This window comes from Micromonospora sp. CA-248212 (assembly GCF_050948405.1).
Taxonomy (GTDB): domain Bacteria; phylum Actinomycetota; class Actinomycetes; order Mycobacteriales; family Micromonosporaceae; genus Micromonospora.
This window is the reverse complement of sequence record NZ_CP192023.1, coordinates 5,597,576-5,616,189: the sequence shown is the minus strand read 5'-3', so window position 1 is coordinate 5,616,189 and position 18,614 is coordinate 5,597,576. Positions and strand designations below refer to the sequence as shown.

The 18,614-nt window shown below is 73.1% G+C and carries 18 protein-coding genes; 13 read left to right on the top strand and 5 right to left on the bottom strand.

All coding sequences use genetic code 11. The features are described 5' to 3' along the window. Positions 1-89 precede the first annotated feature (89 nt). Positions 90-929 carry an alpha/beta fold hydrolase gene (locus ACQP03_RS26260; RefSeq protein WP_357173683.1) on the top strand — a complete coding sequence of 280 codons (840 nt, stop codon included), beginning with the start codon at positions 90-92 and terminating at the stop codon, positions 927-929. Between the two features lie 13 nt (positions 930-942). On the opposite strand, the gene ACQP03_RS26255 is transcribed toward ACQP03_RS26260, so the two are convergent. Continuing rightward, positions 943-1,815, bottom strand: a complete 873-nt coding sequence (locus ACQP03_RS26255) for a class I SAM-dependent methyltransferase (RefSeq protein WP_357132575.1) — start codon at positions 1,813-1,815, stop codon at positions 943-945. 265 nt (positions 1,816-2,080) lie between these two features. Between ACQP03_RS26255 and ACQP03_RS26250 the strand changes: the two genes are divergently transcribed. The 4 genes from ACQP03_RS26250 (at position 2,081) to ACQP03_RS26235 (ending at position 4,200) form a co-directional block, all read left to right on the top strand. Beyond that, the gene (locus ACQP03_RS26250; protein ID WP_357132578.1) at positions 2,081-2,305 is read left to right on the top strand and encodes a hypothetical protein; all 225 of its coding nucleotides are present in this window, start codon (positions 2,081-2,083) and stop codon (positions 2,303-2,305) included. Positions 2,306-2,404: 99 nt separating this feature from the next. Next, complete coding sequence (locus ACQP03_RS26245) at positions 2,405-2,956, top strand: DinB family protein (RefSeq protein ID WP_357173685.1); 552 nt, start codon at positions 2,405-2,407, stop codon at positions 2,954-2,956. Positions 2,957-2,984: 28 nt separating this feature from the next. Next, positions 2,985-3,533, top strand: coding sequence for a hypothetical protein (locus ACQP03_RS26240; RefSeq protein ID WP_357173688.1), 549 nt, complete (start codon positions 2,985-2,987; stop codon positions 3,531-3,533). A 37-nt stretch (positions 3,534-3,570) separates the two neighbouring features. After that, entirely contained in the window at positions 3,571-4,200 is a 630-nt protein-coding gene (locus ACQP03_RS26235; RefSeq protein WP_357173691.1) for an HAD-IA family hydrolase, read from the top strand. 11 nt (positions 4,201-4,211) lie between these two features. On the opposite strand, the gene ACQP03_RS26230 is transcribed toward ACQP03_RS26235, so the two are convergent. After that, positions 4,212-5,147: a phosphotransferase gene (locus ACQP03_RS26230; protein ID WP_357173694.1), complete on the bottom strand. Its 936-nt coding sequence runs from the start codon at positions 5,145-5,147 to the stop codon at positions 4,212-4,214. A 120-nt stretch (positions 5,148-5,267) separates the two neighbouring features. On the opposite strand from ACQP03_RS26230, the gene ACQP03_RS26225 reads away from it, so the two are divergent. Further along, the gene (locus tag ACQP03_RS26225) at positions 5,268-5,747 is read left to right on the top strand and encodes a GNAT family N-acetyltransferase (protein ID WP_357173697.1); all 480 of its coding nucleotides are present in this window, start codon (positions 5,268-5,270) and stop codon (positions 5,745-5,747) included. 63 nt (positions 5,748-5,810) lie between these two features. Further along, positions 5,811-6,953, top strand: a complete 1,143-nt coding sequence (locus tag ACQP03_RS26220; RefSeq protein ID WP_357132596.1) for a polysaccharide pyruvyl transferase family protein — start codon at positions 5,811-5,813, stop codon at positions 6,951-6,953. A 7-nt stretch (positions 6,954-6,960) separates the two neighbouring features. Here ACQP03_RS26220 and ACQP03_RS26215 read toward each other — a convergent pair whose 3' ends face one another. Then, the gene (locus ACQP03_RS26215) at positions 6,961-7,167 is read right to left on the bottom strand and encodes a hypothetical protein (protein WP_355051431.1); all 207 of its coding nucleotides are present in this window, start codon (positions 7,165-7,167) and stop codon (positions 6,961-6,963) included. An 82-nt stretch (positions 7,168-7,249) separates the two neighbouring features. Between ACQP03_RS26215 and ACQP03_RS26210 the strand changes: the two genes are divergently transcribed. Continuing rightward, positions 7,250-7,771, top strand: a complete 522-nt coding sequence (locus ACQP03_RS26210) for a DinB family protein (RefSeq protein WP_357132600.1) — start codon at positions 7,250-7,252, stop codon at positions 7,769-7,771. A gap of 10 nt (positions 7,772-7,781) precedes the next feature. Here ACQP03_RS26210 and ACQP03_RS26205 read toward each other — a convergent pair whose 3' ends face one another. Then, positions 7,782-8,657 (bottom strand): carbohydrate kinase family protein, encoded by an 876-nt coding sequence (locus tag ACQP03_RS26205; RefSeq protein WP_357173700.1) that lies wholly within the window; start codon positions 8,655-8,657, stop codon positions 7,782-7,784. A 155-nt stretch (positions 8,658-8,812) separates the two neighbouring features. Between ACQP03_RS26205 and ACQP03_RS26200 the strand changes: the two genes are divergently transcribed. Both ACQP03_RS26200 and ACQP03_RS26195 read left to right on the top strand, forming a co-directional pair. After that, positions 8,813-12,100: an SNF2-related protein gene (locus ACQP03_RS26200; RefSeq protein WP_433458847.1), complete on the top strand. Its 3,288-nt coding sequence runs from the start codon at positions 8,813-8,815 to the stop codon at positions 12,098-12,100. Beyond that, positions 12,097-12,987: an SWIM zinc finger family protein gene (locus tag ACQP03_RS26195; RefSeq protein WP_357393510.1), complete on the top strand. Its 891-nt coding sequence runs from the start codon at positions 12,097-12,099 to the stop codon at positions 12,985-12,987. The genes ACQP03_RS26200 and ACQP03_RS26195 overlap by 4 nt, the downstream gene beginning before the upstream one ends. A 4-nt stretch (positions 12,988-12,991) precedes the next feature. Here ACQP03_RS26195 and ACQP03_RS26190 read toward each other — a convergent pair whose 3' ends face one another. Beyond that, a complete protein-coding gene (locus ACQP03_RS26190; protein WP_234586377.1) occupies positions 12,992-13,249 on the bottom strand; it encodes a DUF3040 domain-containing protein in 258 nt (85 codons plus the stop codon). Between the two features lie 430 nt (positions 13,250-13,679). Between ACQP03_RS26190 and ACQP03_RS26185 the strand changes: the two genes are divergently transcribed. The 3 genes from ACQP03_RS26185 to ACQP03_RS26175 are packed head-to-tail and all read left to right on the top strand — an operon-like array spanning position 13,680 to position 18,609. Beyond that, positions 13,680-15,803 carry a DUF1800 domain-containing protein gene (locus tag ACQP03_RS26185; RefSeq protein ID WP_357393508.1) on the top strand — a complete coding sequence of 708 codons (2,124 nt, stop codon included), beginning with the start codon at positions 13,680-13,682 and terminating at the stop codon, positions 15,801-15,803. Between the two features lie 8 nt (positions 15,804-15,811). Further along, a complete protein-coding gene (locus ACQP03_RS26180) occupies positions 15,812-17,194 on the top strand; it encodes a DUF1501 domain-containing protein (RefSeq protein ID WP_357132616.1) in 1,383 nt (460 codons plus the stop codon). Then, a complete protein-coding gene (locus tag ACQP03_RS26175; protein ID WP_357393506.1) occupies positions 17,191-18,609 on the top strand; it encodes a ferredoxin reductase family protein in 1,419 nt (472 codons plus the stop codon). Before ACQP03_RS26180 ends, ACQP03_RS26175 begins: the two co-directional genes overlap by 4 nt. Positions 18,610-18,614 lie beyond the last annotated feature (5 nt).

Below are 18,614 nucleotides of genomic sequence, written 5' to 3'. Positions count from 1 at the left end.
GGGCGGGCGGCGACCGTCCATCAATGTACATCGATTGTCGTTGGTGCAGGTCGAGAACGATCACCGGTAGCGTGGTGCAGGATGCAGCGGTGACGTCCATCTACCGCACCCCCGCGGGCAGGGACACCATCCGCCGGTGGTGTGCGCAGCAGCTCAACGGGTGGTCGACCCCGCACGAGCGACGCATCATCCGGGCCCACGGCCACGACACGCACCTCCTCAGCACCGGCGCGGGGACGGTGACGGTCGTCTTCGTCGCCGGTGACCGCTTCAGCACGGCGGCCTACCTGCCGCTGCTCACGGCCCTGGCCCGGCAGTACCGGGTGGTGGCCGCCGACATCCCGGGCCAGCCCGGCCTCAGCGCCGACGCGGCGGACGTCGCCGACGGCGGGCTCGCCTGGTACGGCAGGTGGCTTGCCGAGGTCGTCGAGGAGGCCACCAGCGGGCCGGTCGTGACGTTCGGGCACTCGTTCGGTGGCGCGGTGACGCTCGCCGCCGAGCACCCCCGGGTCAGCGGCACGGTCGCGGTGGCACCGGGTGGACTGTGCCGGCTCAGGGTCACCCCTGGTGTCCTGCTGGCGTTCCTGGGCTGGCTCGCGCGGCCCCGGCCGGCGTCGAGCCTCCGGTTGCTGCGCCTGCTGTCCGCGCCCGGCCGCACGCCGCGCGCCGAGCTGGTGGAGTGGATGACGCTCGTCGCCCGACACGCCCGTCCGGTGAGTACCGACGAGTTCCTGTCGGCGGCGACGCGCAGGACGCCGGTCGTGCTCGCGAGCGGCGACCACGACGTGTTCCTGCCCCCGGACCGGCTGCGCGCGGCGGCGGAACAGCGGCTACAGGCCGGCGTCGACATCGTCCCCGCCGCCGGTCACCTCGTCACCGACGAACACCCCGACACGCTCACCGCGCTGGTGGCTCGGCTGGTGGATTGACCCGGGACGGGCGTCACGCGCGATCGGCGACCATCACCCGGCTGTGTGCCAGGGACGTGGTCCGACGGATCGGCAGGGACAGCTCTCGCGCCGTCTCGAGCAGGTCGTGGTCGCCGGTGACCGTGAAGCCGTACCGGGAGAGCAACGCGGCCATGGCGGCCGGCGTCCAGGTCGAGCGCCACGGCTCGGTCGCCCAGAAGCTGCGCCGGCCGGTGGACGCCATCAGCACCCGTGCGACGAGCCGACCCAGCGTCAGGGTCGTCCCGGGTAGCTGAAAGTTGACAACGAGGCGGCTCGTCGGGGCCGAGCAGGCGGCGAGCGCGGCGACCGTCGTAGACACCTCCGTCGTGGTCAGGTACGGCACGACGCCCTCCCAGATCCACGTCGTCGGCTCGTCGGGGCGATGACCGGCGACGGCCAGCGCCTCGGCTAGCCGGTCACGGGCGAAGTCCACCGTCACGAACGTCGGGGGAGTGCCGGCCAGTACCTCGGCGCGTTCGCGTTTGTCGCGTTGGCTGCTCGGCTGGTCGACCTCGAAGATCGTCCTGCCCACGAGTTCCGGCATCCGCCAGGCCCGACCGTCGAGCCCGGCCCCGAGGATCACCACCTGCGCGCTGTGGTGGGCGCGTACGGCGTCGTCGATCGCCACCGTGCGCGGCACGATCATGTCGGCGCAGGCCCGTACCGTCTCGTAGTCGACCCGTTGCCGCCACGACTGGGGCACGGCACCGTCGCGTACCCAATCCACGGCCTCCCGCTCGGCGGCGCGGAGCAGGCGCATGGCCGTCGGGTCGGCGAACCGGCCGGGAGCGACCAGGCCATCCGCCGCCGCGCGGCCCTGGCAGACGAGAACCGCCGTACGGCTCGCGGCCGGCGTCTTCGACATCGCTCGCGCTCCTGTCCGTGTGGGCTTCGCGCACAGGCCATGCCGCCGCGCGGAGCCATTTGACCGCACCCGATAGCCTTCGCGGCTATGGGCGCGATCAAACCATGGCATCTTGCGGTCCTCAGCCTTTGTTGCCTGCTGCCGTTCACGGCCGCAGTCGCGGGCGGAGTTTGGGCCGTCCTCCGCAAGCGCAACCGACGCTGACTCCCGGTCGTACGGTGGTTCGGCCTCCCGCCGCCCAGTGCGCCGCGCGCACAATTGTCCCGTGCTGACCGAGCCCGTCTCCGCGCGCCGACTGCAACTCATCGACGACCTGGAAGGGCTGCCCGGCAGCTCAGACGGCTGTCTCCTCGCCTTGACGTTGGACGCTCCGGTTTTTGTCCAGGTCGGTGACTTCTGGTGGGTTGAGGACGACGCGCTGTGCGTCGCGCGAGGTGAAGGCGCGCCGATGTTGTATCGAGGTCGTCTCGAATGGCGCCGGAAGCGGTAATCGGCGGAACGGTCCTCGCCCTCGCCACCTGGCGCGGCGCTGAGCTGAACATACCCACGGGTGGCGCACGTACCCCGTCCGCCGTTAGCCTCGGTCCCCATGACCAGCGGCGACGAGCACGGTCACCCCGAGCCGCCGATCGCGGGCGACGAGACCGCCACCCTGCTCGGCTCTCTCGACCGGCAGCGCGCCACCCTGGCCTGGAAGACCGGCGGGCTCGACGCGGCCGGCCTGCGGGCAACGCTCGGCCCGTCGTCGATCACTCTGGGCGGGCTGCTCAAGCACCTGGCCCTGGTCGAGGACCTCTACTTCTCCTTCAAGCTGGCCGGGCGTTCACCGGGACCCCCGTGGGACACCGTCGACTGGGACGCCAACCCGGGCTGGGAGTGGCGCTCGGCCGCCGAGGACACCCCGGAACAGCTCTACACGCTGTGGCAGGGGGCAGTGGCGCGGTCCCGGGCCACCGTCGCCGAGTTGCTGGCCGACGGCGGCCCGGAGCAGTTGGCCCGGGGCGAGTGGCCCGACGGCCAGGTGCCCAGCCTGCGGCGGGTCCTGGTCGACCTCATCGAGGAGTACGCGCGGCACGCCGGGCACGCCGACCTGATCCGCGAGTCGGTGGACGGGCTCACCGGCGAGGACCCGCCCCGCTGACCGCCCCGCGTACCGCCAGAATGGGCGCGTGCAGGATACCGTCGCCGTCGCGCTGATCACGTCACTGTCCACGTTGACCGCCGCCGCCCTGACCGGGCTGATCGCCGCCCGCAGCACCCGCCGGCAGCTCGCCCACCAGCTCACCGTCGCCCGCGAGGAGAGCGCCGACCGGGCCGCGCTCCGGCGCGAGGAGCTGCGGCGCGACGCGTACGTCGGGTTCCTCGGCGCCTGCGACGCGGCGTACCGGCGGCTGGACCGGCGGTGGGTCGAGCCGGGCGCGGACGCGGTCACGCCCGGCTACGACGAGACGTACGCGGCGATGCGCGGCGTGGACGAGGCGTACAACCTGGTGTTGCTGCAGGGCCCGGCGGACGTCGCGGCGGCGGGCCGGTCGGTGGTGGCCAGCCTGACGACGGAGTACGCCGAGCAGCGCCGGCTCGCCGACGAGCCGGGCGACGCGGCGGTGTCGCTGCGCGACCGGCACCGGGAGCGGTGGCTCGCGGCCATCGAGGTACGCACGGACCGCCGCGTCGCGTTCGTCGACGTCGCGCGTCCCGCCGTCGACCGCGAGGGGTGACCGCGTCCCGCCTATGCTCGGGCGGGGAGGTGATCAGGTGGATCTGTCCGGCATCGGCGCGGTGCTCTTCGACATGGACGGCACGCTGGTGGACTCCGACGCCGCCGTCGAGCGGGCCTGGGAGCGGTGGGCTTCCGAGTACGCCGTCGAACCGGCGGCGGCCCTCGCGATCGCGCACGGCAGGCCCGCCGACCAGACGATCCGTCGGCTCCTTCCCGCCCTCGACGACACGGCGGTTGCCGTGGCGGCGGCACGGCAGTTGGCGTTGCAGTACGACGACCTGTCCGACGTGACCGCCACCCCGGGCGCCCATGAGCTGCTGTCGACGTTGGCCCGGTCGGGGGTGCCGTGGGCGGTGGTGACCAGCGCCGACGTGCGGCTGGCCGAGGCCCGGCTCGGTGCCGCCGGCATCGCGCCACCGGTGTTGGTGACGGTCCAGGACGTCCGCGAGGGCAAGCCGGCGCCGGAGGGTTACCTCCGCGCCGCCGCGCTGCTCGACGTGCCACCGGCGCGCTGCCTGGTCGTCGAGGACGCCGAGGTCGGGTTGCGGGCCGGGCGCGCGGCCGGCGCGGTGACCGCCGCGCTCAAGGGACTCGACGGCGACGTACGCCTGGACGACCTGGGGCAGTTGGCCCGCCAGTTCGAGGCGGCGACCACCGGGAGCTGACCGATCGGGCGTCAGCCGAGGCGGGCTGCCAGCCAGGGCAGCAGGGCGTCGGCCTGGGCCTGCTGGAACGCCCGTAGGGCGGGGATGCCGGGCGGTGGCGGGCGGCGGGCGCGGTCGGCCAGGAAGCCGGCCAGCCCGGCGTACACGCCGGTGATCGAGGCCGGGTCGACGTCGGCGGTGAGCGGCAGCCGGCGCAGCATCGCCTCGGTGTCGTGCCCGCCGTGCAGCCGGACGTTCACCAGCAGCAGCGCCGTGTCCAGCCAGGCGGGCCCCCGGCAGGCCCACGGCCAGTCGACCACGGTCACCGTGCCGGCGGCGTCGAACAGCAGGTTGTCGGCCCGTACGTCGACGTGGCAGAGCGTGTCCCCGGCGAGCGCGGCGACGCCCTCGTCGGCGGCCGCGCGCAGCTCGTCCAGGTGGGCGCGGGCCCACGGATCGAGTCGTGGCGGCGGGTCGGCGGCGACTCGGTGCCAGCCCGCGAAGTCGTCCGCCAGCAGCTCGGCGGCGGTCGGCACGTGCGCGACGGGGCTCGGGGTGAGCGCGACGGCCATCGCCTCCAGGGCGTCCATGACCCGGGTCAGCTCGTCGGCCCGCCACGGGGTGTGCGGGTGGTCTCCGGCCACGTCGGAGAAGACCAACGCCACCCAGTCGCCGTCGTCGTGGCAACCCAGCAGGCGGGGCGTCGGCGCGGTCGCCGGGAGCGCGCCGGCGATGCGGGCTTCGGCGCGGTGCATGACCGGACTGTCCGGGTTCAACGCCGGGTTGACCGCCTTCACGAACGCCCGCCGGCCGGTCGCGGTACGGACCCGGTCGGCGGTGCCCGGCGAGTAACCACCCGACTGGGAGACCGCCTCGACCACCCGATCGCCGATGATCTCCTCGACCGCGGACCGTACCGTTGCCGGCAGATCACCCCAGCCGATCCGCCTCGCCGCCACCTGTGCCATCCCGCCACGGTGCACCCGCCGGTCGCGACGAACAACTCAATTCCGCCGCCGGAACGAGGCGCGGCCGGAGTGGACATGATGGACTTGTCGCCGCGATTGATCGAGAAGAAGGAGGCCGCGGTGGAGTTGACTCTGACGCCGATGACCGAGCAGGAACTGGCCCGGCTGCGGGAACCCCTGGAGGTCGGGTACGCCGAGGATCTCGTCGCGCACCGCGGCCTGACCCCGCAGGCGGCCCGGGAGCGGTCGGACGAGCAGCTCCGGGAGCTGCTGCCGGCGGGCGCGGCCACCGAGCGGGCGCTGTTGCGGGTGGGGCGGGTCGACGACACCGAGGTCGGCTGGATCTGGGTCAACCTGCCGGCGAGCGCCGAGACCCGACAGGCCTGGATCTACAACATCGAGGTACATCCGGCGCACCGGGGACGGGGACACGCACGACGGATGATCCAGCTCATCGAGGCCGAACTGGCCGAACTGGGCGTACCCGAGCTGGGGTTGAACGTCTTCGGCACGAACACCGTGGCGATCGGCCTCTACCGGAGCCTGGGTTTCGAGGTCACCGCCCAGCAGATGGCGAAGCGGATCGACCCACCGAGCTGAACCGGGACTGTTCACCTGCCCAGCGGGAAACCCGCGCGGACCGCACCTGGGGAGGAGCGACGGATGACGCACGGCGCCGGACTGACCATCGGTGTGCTCGGCTCGTACGGTGGCCGGAACCTCGGCGACGAGGCGATCCTCACCGGCCTGCTCACCGATCTGCGCACGCAGGAGCCGAATGCTCGGATCATCGTCTTTTCCCGCCACCCGGAGCACACCCGGGCCGCGCACCCGGACGTCGAGGCGGTGCCGTGGGAGGGCGTCAGCCGTACCGACTCGGCGTTGGTGCTGGCCCAGCTCGACCTGCTGATCCTGGGCGGCGGCGGGATTCTCTACGACCGGGAGGCCCGCCGCTACCTGCGGGTCGTCCGGGTCGCCCAGGAACGCGGCCTACCGCTGATCACGTACGCGGTGGGGGTCGGACCGCTCAGCGACGCGGTCGACACCGGCATGGTCCGCGAGACGTTGGCCGGCGCCACCCAGGTGACCGTCCGGGACCAGGAGTCCCGGATGGTCCTGGAGGAGGCCGGACTGCTCAACCCGATCACGGTCACCGCCGACCCGGCGTTCCTGTTGCAGCCGGCCGACTTCCCCGCGCACCTGCTCAGCGAGGAGGGGGTGCCGGTCGGCAAGAGGCTGGTCGGGATCAGCGTCCGGGAGCCGGGACGGGCCGCCGAACGCCTCGACGTCGACGGCTACCACCGGCTGCTGGCCCAGATCGGTGACTTCCTGGTGCACCGCATCGACGCGTACGTGCTGTTCGTGCCGATGGAACGCGACGACATCCGGCACTCGCACGGGGTGCTGTCGCACATGGTCGCCGCGGATCGGGGGCGGATCCTGCACGGCACCTACTCGCCGGAGCAGGTGCTCGGGCTGATGCGCCACTTCGACCTGGCCGTCGGCATGCGCCTGCACTTCCTGATCTTCGCGGCGATGGTGGGTACGCCGTTCCTGCCGCTGCCGTACGCCGGAAAGGTCTTCGACCTGGCCCAACGGCTCGGTGTGCCGGCGCTGCGGGGGGTGGAACGGGAGGTGGAGGGACCGCTGTTGGCCGAGGTCGACCGTCTGTGGGACGAACGCGAGCAGCGCGCCGAGGCCACCGCCCGCCGGGTCGCCGAGGTCTGCGAGCAGGCCCGGGGCACCTCCGAGGTCACCCGTGGCGTGCTGGACCAGCTGCGCAGCCAGACCCTCACCCGGGCCTGACCGACGCTCACACCGCTGGGCCGGTCCAGCGGTAGCGCCACTCGCGGGCCTCCTCGCGGGCGGATTCCAACTCGTAGATCTGCGCCTCGGCCAGCCCACCGGACCCGAGGTGGTGGTGGGTGAGCGGCGGGCGGCCGTTGGTGTCCAGCTCGACGGTCACGGTCTGCCCGTCCGCCGCGCCGCCGACGAGAAGAATCTGCACGGATGAGGCCATGCGCCCATCCTGCCCGTCGTGCGGCCACCTCGCAGCGGGATGCGGGGCAGCGCGGAGCCGGCCGCGTGGTTAGTGTCGGCGGATGGCAGAGCAGACCATCGATCCGACGCTCGGCCCGGTGCTCGCCCGCGTCGGCGACGAGCGCGCCGTGCTGGAATCGTTCCTCGACTTCCACCGCGCGATGGTGGTGCGCAAGGTGCGCGGTCTGTCCGACGACGAGGCCGCCCGCCGGCTGGTGCCCTCCGCGACCACGCTCGCCGGGCTGGTCAAGCACCTGACCCTGGTCGAGCGGAACTGGTTCCCGGTGCTGCTGGCCCCCGAGCCCGGCGACGTCTACCTCCGCTCGGAGCAGGACGCGGTAGCGAGCTTCACCCTCGACGAGCGGGACACGGTCGACGGGCTCGTCGAGGCGTACGAGCGGGCCTGTGACCGGTCCCGGACGGTCGTCGCGCGTTTCGACCTCGACCACGTGGTGCCGCACCCACAGCTCGGTGAGGTGTCGGTGCGCTGGATCCTGGTCCACCTCATCGAGGAGACCGCCCGGCACGCCGGCCACGCGGACATCCTTCGCGAACTGACCGACGGGTCGACCGGAGCCCTCTGACCCCGGCCGTTCATCGGGGAGGTAGCCGGCCCGACGGGTATTCCATGCCGTCGTGGGTGCAGGCCGCCGCGGCGACCCGTGCCGCGTACCGGGCCGCCTCCGTCAGCGGCTCGCCCCGCAGCCGCCCGGCGATCAGCCCGGCGGCGAAGGCGTCGCCCGCCCCGTTGCTGTCCACCACCGGCGCGGGCGCTGCGGCGGCGGGCACCGGCACCCGCGTGCCGTCGCCGGGGAACAGCTCGGCGCCGTCCGCGCCCCGGGTCACGACCACGGTCCGGGGCGTCAGCGTCTCGGCGAGCGTCCCGGCCCGGTCGGCGAGCCGTACCCCGCTGACCAGGACCAAGTCGGCGATCTCGGCGAACGGCCGGTGGTACGGGTTGACGCCGTCCCAGTCGTGCAGGTCGGTGGAGAGCGACACACCCGGCGCGAGCGCGGCCCGGACGGCGGGCAGCAACGGCACCGTCCAATCCATGATCGAGAGGTGGACGTGCCGGGCGTCGGCCACCAGCTCGGCCACCTGCGTCAGGGAGAACGGCGGGCCCGCGCCCCGCCACGGGCGCGGGTCGTACAGCGAGGTGCGTGCTCCGCCCGGGTCCACCAGGTTCACCGATCGCCGGGTGCCGCCCCGGTCCTCGGCCAGCGTCGCCGGCACCCCGGCCCGGGTCAGCGCCGCCCGCACCACGTCGCCGGCCGGGTCAGCGCCGAGGGTGTCGACCACCCGCACCCGCAGCCCCAGCGCCCGAGCGGCCAACGCCACCCCGGCTCCGGTGTTGCCGATCCGCAGCTCGATCGGCTCGACGGTGTGCGAGTCGGCGGCCGGCAGCGGAAGCGCGGGCACCCGAACCCGCACGTCCACCCCCAACCCGCCCAGAACCAGGAGATCGACCACGAAGCGACGCTAGCCCTCGGCCCCGCGATCTTGCACTTTCTGTCCCGGCACAAGGGGCATTACCACCCACGTCGGCGACAGAAACCGCAAGATCGGCGCGAGCTTTCCGCGCGGGGCCGCCTATCCTGGGCGCGGGCGGCGACAAGGGGGAGTACGTGCTGGTCATCCACGGGCTGTGGCTGCCCGGCTCCGGGCTCGCCGTGTGGGCCGAGGACACCGCCGCGCCGGTACCCATCGCGCGCTCCGGCCGCCCTCCCCGGGACCGCCCGCACCCGTTCGCCGCCGGGCACGCCGATCTGGTCGCGGCCCTCACCGACGTCGCCGCGCCGGCCCGCCCGGCCACCGCGCTGCTCACCCTGCCCACCCGGGCGGGCACGCCGACCGACTCGCCCGAGCTGATCCGCACCACCGTCGCACCCCCGACCCGCGGCCGGCTCGCCCTCGCCGCGTGGCGGGTGCCCACCCTGGTGTACGCCCCGGACGACGCCCTGCCCCTGCTCCGCGCCCTGGACGACCTCCCCGTGGTGTGCGGGGCGACCCTGCGGCACCTCGGCGAGCTGGCCGACTTCGCCGCCGACCTGGTGGCCCGGGGCCGCGTCCTGCCGACCGTTGACACGCGAATCGACACGACCGCCCTGGCTGATGCCGGCCCGGCTGACGCCGCTGATGCCGGCGCGGCTGATGTCGCCCTGGCTGATGCCGCTGATGCCGGCGCGGCTGATGTCGCCCTGGCTGATGCCGCTGATGCCGGCGCGGCTGATGTCGCCCTGGCTGATGCCGGCCCGGCTGATGCCGCTGATGCCGGCGCGGCCCGCTCGACGGCGGACCGGGTGGTCGCCCGGGCGGTGTGGCGTCCGCTGCTGACCGGCACCGACGCCGGCTGGGCCCGCTCGCTGGCGCTGGCCCTACCGCCGGCCGCCCGCGCCGCCGCCGTCGACACCGAGGGCGGCGACGGCGAGCTGACCGCCACCGAGCTGGTGGCGGACGCGCTCGACGGGCTCACCGACGCCGCCGCCCGGGCCGCTCTCGCGAACACCACCCTGGCCCGGGGAGTACGCCCGGCCGGGCCCGCGCCGGCCTGGCTGGCCGCGCTGGCCGGGCCCCGCCGCGACTTCTCCGTCGACGAGGCGGCGCTGGACGTGCTGCGTACCGAGCTGGACGACTGGCAGCGCGACGCCGCCGGCGGGGCCGTGCGGGCCAGCTTCCGACTGGTCGAGCCGGCCCCCGACGAGGTCACCGAACCGATCCTGGCCACCCGCCCGTCCGGCGACAGCACACCCGTAACCTCGACCGACACCGCGCGGTGGCGGTTGGAGTTCGGGTTGCAGGCCGCCGACGAGCCGGGCCTGCACGTCGACGCCGCCGAGGTCTGGCGGGCGCACCCGGCCGGCCGTACGGGCAGCCCGCAGGAGACCCTGCTGGCCGAGTTGGGCCGGGCCAGCCGGCTCTGGCCCGACCTGGACGCCGCGCTGCGCACGGCCGCCCCCGAGGCGATGGAGTTGGACGTCGAGGGCGCGCACCGGTTCCTCAGCGAAGGCGCGCCGGTGCTGCACGCCGCCGGCTTCGGGGTGCTGCTGCCCTCGTGGTGGCAGCGCCGGTCGGCGCGGCTCGGCGCTCGGCTGCGCGCGCGCAGCCGTACCGCGCCCGGCACGGTCGCCAGCACCGAGGCCGGCGTCGGGTTGGACGCGCTCGTCGACTACCGCTGGGAGATCGCGCTGGGCGACCAGCCGTTGTCGGCCGAGGAGTTGGCGGCGCTGACCGAGCTGAAGACCCCGCTGGTACGGCTGCGCGGCCGGTGGGTGGAGCTGGACCCGGGACGGCTCGCCGCCGGTCTGCGGCTGCTCCGCTCGGCCGGCGAGCTGACCGTCGCCGACCTGCTCCGCCTGGGGCTCACCGACGGCGAGGACACCGGCGCGCTGCCGGTGCTGGAGGTGAGCGCCGATGGCGCGCTGGGCGACCTGCTGGCCGGGGCGGTCGAACACCGGCTCACCCCGCTCGACCCGCCGCCGGGATTCGTCGGGACGCTGCGGCCGTACCAGCAGCGGGGGTTGGCCTGGCTGGCCTTCCTGCGGTCGCTGGGGCTCGGCGGGGTGCTGGCCGACGACATGGGGCTGGGCAAGACCGTGCAGTTGCTCGCGCTGCTCGCCGGAGATCCGCCGGACGCCGGGCCGACGCTGCTGGTCTGTCCGATGTCGCTGGTCGGCAACTGGCAGCGGGAGGCGGCGAAGTTCACGCCGGGGCTGCGGGTGCACGTACACCATGGCGCGGAGCGCGCGCGGGGGGCGGAGTTCACCACGGCCGCGCACGGCGCGGACCTGGTCGTCACCACCTACTCGGTGGCCGCGCGCGATGCCGTCGACCTGGCCGGCATCGACTGGCACCGGGTGGTGGTGGACGAGGCGCAGGCGATCAAGAACGCCTCCACCCGGCAGGCCGAGGCGGTCCGCGCGCTGCCCGCCCGACAGCGGGTGGCGGTGACGGGTACGCCGGTGGAGAACCGGCTCGCCGACCTCTGGTCGATCATGCAGTTCGCCAATCCGGGGCTGCTCGGTCCGGCCGCGACGTTCCGGAAGCGGTTCGCCGAGCCGATCGAGCGCAACGGCGACGCCGAGGCCGCCGAGCGGCTGCGCCGGATCACCGGCCCGTTCGTGCTGCGCCGGCTCAAGACCGACTCGTCGATCATTTCGGACCTGCCGGAGAAGCTGGAGATGGAGGTGGTCTGCAACCTCACCGCGGAGCAGGCGGCCCTCTACCAGGTGGTGGTCGACGACATGCTCGCCCGGATCGAGACCAGCGACGGCATCGAGCGACGCGGGTTGGTGCTGGCCACCATGACCCGACTCAAGCAGGTCTGCAACCATCCGGCCCAGTTGCTGCGCGACGGCTCCCCGCTGGACGGGCGCTCGGGCAAGCTGGCCCGGCTCACCGAGATCCTGGAGGAGGTGCTGGCGGCGGGGGAGCGGGCGCTGCTGTTCACCCAGTACGCCGAGTTCGGCGCGATGTTGCGCGGTCACCTGTCGGCGCGGTTCGGCCGGGAGGTGCTGTTCCTGCACGGTGGGCTCGGCAAGGCCGAGCGGGACGCCCTGGTGCAGCGCTTCCAGTCCGCCGACGGTCCACCGCTGTTCGTGCTGTCCCTCAAGGCCGGCGGCACCGGCCTCACCCTGACCGCCGCCAACCACGTGGTGCACGTGGACCGGTGGTGGAACCCGGCCGTGGAGGACCAGGCGACCGACCGGGCGTTCCGGATCGGGCAGCGGCGACGCGTGCAGGTCCGCAAGTTCGTGTGCGCGGGCACCGTCGAGGAGAAGGTGGCCGCGCTGATCGCCGACAAGCGCAGCCTCGCCCAGCGCGTGGTCGGCACCGGCGAGCAGTGGATCACCGAGCTGTCCACGGGTCAGCTCCGGGACCTGTTCGCCCTGGAGGCCGGGGCGGTGGTGGAGTGACCGACCGATTCGCCGACTACGGCCGCCCCCGCAAGGTCGACGGAGGGCTGAAGGCGCGCAGCGCCCGAGGCGCGATCGGACGGTCCTGGTGGTCCCGGCGCTTCCTGGAGGTGCTGGAGTCGTTCGCGCTCGGCACCCGGCTGACCCGGGGCCGGTCGTACGCGCGGGCCGGTCAGGTGCTCCGGCTCGACGTCACGCCCGGCCGGGTCACCGCCCAGGTGCAGGGCTCCCGGCCCCGCCCGTACGAGGTCTCCATCGCGCTGGCGGCGTTCCCGGAGGCGCTCTGGTCCCGGATCGAGGACGAGTTGGCCGGTCAGGCGTTCTTCAGCGCCCGACTGCTCGCCGGGGACCTGCCCGACGAGTTGGAGGAGTTGTTCGCCACGGCGGGCGCCCCACTCTTTCCCGCCGCCGTCGACGAGCTGACGCAGCGCTGCAACTGCCCCGACTTCGCGGTCCCGTGCAAGCACCTGGCGGCCACGTTCTACCTGCTCGCCGAGGCGTTCGACGCGGACCCGTTCGAGCTGCTGCACTGGCGTGGCCGATCCCGGACGGACCTGCTGGACCGGCTGCGCGCCCGCCGCGCCGAGGCGACCGGCACACCGGCGTCGCCCGCGCCGGCCTCCATCGTGGACCCGAGCCCGTCGGCGGTCGACGTGCTGCCACCGGCCGGCGCGTCCCGGGCGCTCGCCGGGTTGGCCGACACGCCCGTCGCGGACGCGGTGGACCGTTTCTGGACGGCGCCCGTGCCGCTGCCCGACCGGCCACCCCGGCTGGCGACCGGGCCGGACCTCCTGCTGCGCCAGCTCGGTCCGCCGGCACCGGCCATCGGTGGGCCGGGCCTGCTGGAGCGGCTGCGCCGCGCGTACCGGGCCTTCGGCCCGGGGTGAGTCGTCACGTCCAGCGGCGGCGGAACCGCCACATGATCGCCGCGTTGGCGACCAGCACCACCGCGCAGATCGCGCCGGCCAGCCGGCCGGCGAACACGGCCATCGCCGGGAGCGACGCCCACAGCACGATGGTCAACAACATCAGATAACGGCCCCGACGGGCCCGGACCCGATGGTCGAGCCGGGCGAAGAACGCCGGGTCACTCTCCCGGAGCTGACGGGTGATCTGGTCGAACCTGCGCTGATCCTCTTTGCTGAGCATGGCGCTGCCTTCCCCTCACGCGTTCAGCGGTTCGGCGGCATACCCGCTGCGACGGCGGCTCACGCTCCTGCTCTTCCTACTTTTCCCCAGCGTGAGAGCACTTCACGTCCGGCTTATCCGAACCTTAAGTTTGCCTGTGGTGGTGAACAGCGGTGAACGTGGCGCGTACGGCCGCGTGGTCCGATCCGTACCCGGCTGACGCGCGTCCGCCCTGCTGGGAAGGTTGGAACCCGCCCGCGCCAACCCGTCGGCCTTGAATGCCGTGGTGAGGGCTGTCTTAAGTGCCCTCACGGGCGTGTTCGGCCCACCTTGAAGGCACCTGAGCGCTTGGTTACCTTGCCGTAGCAACCCCCTCAGGCAACAGTCGCCGCACCTGCCGCACCTGCCCGGTCGCAGCTTTCCGGCGCTCATCAGAAATCGGGATTGGTACATGGCCGACCAGAATGTGCCACCACGTCGACCGCGGGACGACCGCGGCTGGGACGGACGCCAGCACCACACCTCGGACACGTACGGCGACTCCACCGCGCCCGCGTCGTACGGATACGACTCGCCCCACCCCTACCAGGGCGGCTACCCGGCGCAGGGCGACCCGCGCGAGCAGTACGTCGACGGGTACGCGTACAACGCGCAGCCCGCCCCCGCGCCGCGTGGGCCGCAGTGGGTCGGCCCCGAGGGCCTCGGTCGGCCCGCCCCGTCCGGCCCGGCCGGCGTCGGACTGCCCACTCTGGACGACGACAGCGAGCCGGGCCGCAAGGTCGGCCGGCGTAAGGCCATGGCCGCGCTCGGTGGCACCGCCGCCGTCGTGGCCGGTGGCGCGGCGCTCGCCATGACCCCGCAGTTCCGCGACCTCTTCGGTGACGAGGCGGCGGCCGACGCGACCGGCAGCACGGTGACCGACGGGACCGCGGCGCGCCCCAGCGGCCAGCAGCCCAGCACGGTGCGTACCTACACCGAGCAGAACGAGAGCTACATGGGCTCGCGCGCCGGTGAGGCGCTGAAGAAGAACGCGCCCGCCGGTGGCCGTACCTTCTCCGGCCCGGCGGCGGCCGCCGCGGCGACCGAGGTGACCGTCAAGACGGTGCTCGCCAAGGACCCGATCCTGCACCTGGCCCGGCGGGCCACCTTCGGGGCGACGCCCGCCGTCGTCGCCGACATCAAGAAGCAGGGCATCGACGCCTGGATCCGGACGCAGCTCGACCCGGACAAGATCGAGCCGAGCAAGGCCGAGCTGAAGCTCGCCGAGCTGCCCACCCAGTCGCTCTCCGTGCAGCAGCTCCGTGACCAGCGGGACAAGCTCAACGACCAGGGCGCCCAGCCGGAGCGGGAGGTGGTCGACGCCACCCTGGCCCGGCAGATCTGGTCGAAGCGTCAGCTCTTCGAGGTGATGGTCGACTTCTGGAACGACTTCCTGCACGTCGCCGCCGACTTCGACGGCGGGGAGGTCTACCGGACCTCGTTCGACAAGGACGTCGTGCGCAAGCACGCGCTGGGCAGCTACCCCGAGATGCTGGTCGCGGCGAACAAGCACCCCGCGCTGCTGATCTACCTGAACCAGAAGGACTCCCGCAAGGACGCCATCAACGAGAACCTCGCCCGGGAGAACCTCGAGCTGTACTCGGTCGGCGTCGACGGCGGCTACAAGGAGGGTGACGTCCGGCAGGCCGCCATGCTCCAGACCGGCCGTGCCGTCGACGACAAGGGCCAGTACGTCCTGCGCGTCAACCAGCACTACATGGGCAAGGTGAAGATCCTCGGCTTCACCCACGCCAACACGTTCAGCATCAAGGACGTCAACAACCCGACGGCCAAGGAGATCGCCGCCGTCGACGCAGCGATCGACAAGTACATCACCTACATCGCGCTGCACCCCTCGACTGCGAAGTACGTGGCGCAGAGCCTGGCGACCCGGTTCGTCTCGGACACCCCGCCGAAGTCCCTCGTGGACCGGCTGGCCAAGACGTACAGCAGCAACAACGGCATGATCAAGCCGGTGCTGATGACGCTGTTCAGCTCGTCGGAGTTCTGGGCGGCCGTGGGTCAGAAGGTCCGCCGGCCCATGGAGTACCTGGTCGCCACGTACCGCACGCTGGGCGTCTCGCCCGAGGCGTCGCCGAAGAACAACAACGGCGACAACAAGCGCACCCCGTTCGCCCGGGGCCTGCGGCAGATCCACGACAAGCTGCGCGAGCTGGGCCAGTACCCGATGGGTCAGCCCACCCCGGACGGCTACCCCGACGTCTACGTCGCGTGGACCTCGGCGGGCACGATGGTCAACGGCTGGAACGAGGCCGGCGAGATCGTGGCCGGTTACCGCACCGTCTTCACGTACACCGCGCCGGAGAAGCTGGTCAAGGCGCCGGCCACCGCCGGGGCGTACGTGGACGCGCTGTCCCTGCGGCTCGTGGGCCAGAAGCTGAGCACCCGGGAGAAGAACCTGATCCTCGGCGTGGCCGGTGTGGCGGCGACCGCCAAGGTCGACGCCACGTTCAACGGGGCCATCACCGCCGTCGCGCGGGCGATCCTCGCTTCCCCCCAGCACCACCTCCGGTGAGGCACCCGATGGAGAAGACTGTGTACAACTCTTTCCCCCTGCACCCCGAATGCCCCGACGTGCGACGGCTGGCCGACAACCCGGCCGAGGCGCTGCTGCGCGCCGAGGCCGACCTCGTGGCCGCCGAGAACGCCGCCGAGGCCGACCGCTACCGCCGGCTGGAGGACCTGGAGGAGGCCCAGCAGGACGGGCGCGGCGTCACCCGACGGACGTTCGTCGCCGGCGCGGCGGCGACCGCCACCGCGCTGGCCACCTCCCAGTTCGTCACCACCTCGGCGTCGTTCGCGGCCACCAAGACCGGCACGCTGATCCACGTCTTCCTCTACGGCGGTCTCGACGGGCTGAGCCTCGTCGCGCCGGACGGCGACGCGGTGCTCGCCAAGGCCCGGCCCGACCTGCTGCTCGGCAACGACTCGCTGGCCCTGAGCCGCGGCTTCAAGCTGACCAGCGCGTTCAAGCCGCTGGAGAGCTTCCTCAAGGCCGGCCAGCTCGGCTTCATCCCGGCGGTCTCCGACGAGCGGCTGTCCCGCAGCCACTTCCAGGCCGCCGACGCCTGCAACCTGGGTGGCCTGCCCAACGAGACCGGCGGCCGGGGCTGGCTCGACGGCCTGGTCGACAACCTCGGCAAGGGCACCGCGTTCCGCAGCGTCGGCATCGGCAGCACGCTGCCCCGCTCGCTGGTCGGCAACAACGGCGCGCTCTCGCTCAACAGCGTCGGCTCGCTGCGCCTCAACGGCGACGACAAGTTCCGGGCCGCCACCGAGAAGGCCATCAAGGGGCTCTTCACCGGGATCAACCACCCGGTGGAGGAGGCCGTGCAGGAGGGCATGGGCGCGCTCGCCACCGCCCAGAAGCTCGCCGCCAAGCCGTACCAGCCCGCCGCGGGCGTCAAGTACGAGGGCGTCGGCAACGCGTTCCAGCAGCTCGCCCAGCTCATCAAGGGCGGCGCCAACGTCCGGGTCGCCACCGTCGGCATGGGCGGCTACGACACCCACGAGAACCAGGGCACCCAGAGCGGTGGTCAGCTGCACCGCCGGCTGAACGAGCTGGCCAGCGCGATGGCGGCGTTCTTCACCGACCTCGGCCCGCAGGCCGCCGACGTGACGATCATGGTGTCCAGCGAGTTCGGCCGCCGGGTCGGCTCGAACACCGGCGGCACCGACCACGGCCACGGCGGCGTGGTCACCGTGCTGTCCGGCAAGAAGCTGGCCGGTTCGCTGCTCGGCACCTGGAACGGGCTCAGCAAGTTGGACTCCGGCGACGTGCCGGAATACAACAACATGTTCAACGTCTACGGCTCCCTGGCGCAGGGCCGCTTCGGGCTCACCAACGCCGAGGTGCAGAAGGTGTTCCCGCGCATGAAGTACGCCCCCATGAAGCTGTACGCGTGACCTACCCGGGCACCCACGCCGCCGGCCGCCGCACCGGGACCTCGTCCCGGCACGGCGGCCGGTCGGCTGCTCCCGTACCCCCGCAGGTCCCGGACCGGCGCGGACCCGGCGGCCGGCGGTTGCTGGCCGTGCTGCTGCTGGTCGGGTTGCTGGCCAGCGTGCTGCCGTGGTGGCTGGGTACGCCCGCCGGTTCGCTGCGCAGCACCGCCGCGACCCTCACCGCCGGCGGCCGGATCACCGGCCTGATCGCCGGTTACCTGCTGCTCGTGCAGGTGCTGATGATGAGTCGCCTGCCGGCGCTGGAACGGTGGATCGGCGGCGAGCAGATCGGCCGCTGGCACCGCGACATCGGCGCGACGCTGCTGGTCACCGTGCTGGCGCACCTGTCATTGATCCTCGTCGGGTACGCCGACCTGCGGAACCACTCGGTGTTCGCCGAGGTGGGCACGCTGCTCGGCAGCTACGAGGACATGCTCTCGGCCTTCGTCGCCACCGGCATCATGATGGTGGTCGGGTTCAGCAGCGTCCGGGCCATCCGGCGCGCGCTGCCCTACGAGCTGTGGCACCTGCTGCACCGGTCCAGCTACCTGGTGCTGCTGCTGGGCTACGGGCACCAGTTCAGCCACGGCGCGCAGCTCTACAAGCCGGGCCCGGTACGCACCGGCTGGATCGCGCTCTACCTGCTGGTGGTCGCCGCGCTGCTCTGGGGACGGGTGATCGCGCCGCTGGCGTTCAACCTGCGCTACAAGCTGCGCGTCGCCGACGTGGTCGCCGAGAGCCCCGACACGATCTCCATCTACCTCACGGGCGAGCGGCTGGGCCGGCTAGCGATGCTCGGCGGGCAGTACTTCCGCTGGCGTTTCCTCAGCCCCGGCTGCTGGTGGCAGTCGCACCCGTTCTCCGTCTCCGCCGCCGCGAACGGCCGCTGGCTGCGGCTCACCGTCAAGGTCGTCGGCCGGCACACCGCCGACCTGCGCGACCTCGAACCGGGTACCCGGGTGTGGGCGCAGGGCCCGTCGGGCACCTTCACCGCCGCGCACCGGGTGCGCGAGCGGGCGCTGCTGATCGCCGGTGGCAGCGGCATCACGCCCATCCGGGCCATGCTCGAGGAACTACCGCCGGGCGCGGCCCTGATCTACCGGGCCCGCACCCCCGCCGACGTGCTGCTCAGCCGCGAGCTGGACTGGCTGGCCCAGGAACGCGACACGTCGATCTGGTACGTCATCGGCTCCCGCGACGACCCCGGCCCCCGCCAGCTCATGAGCCCCGACGGCCTGCGCCAACTGGTACCCGACGTGGCCCGACGGGACGTCTACCTGTGCGGACCGTCCGGGCTCGTCGAGCAGTCGGTGCGCGCGCTGCGCCGCGCCGGCGTGCCCCGCCGGCAGATCCACCTGGCCACCTTCGAACTGTAGGAAGG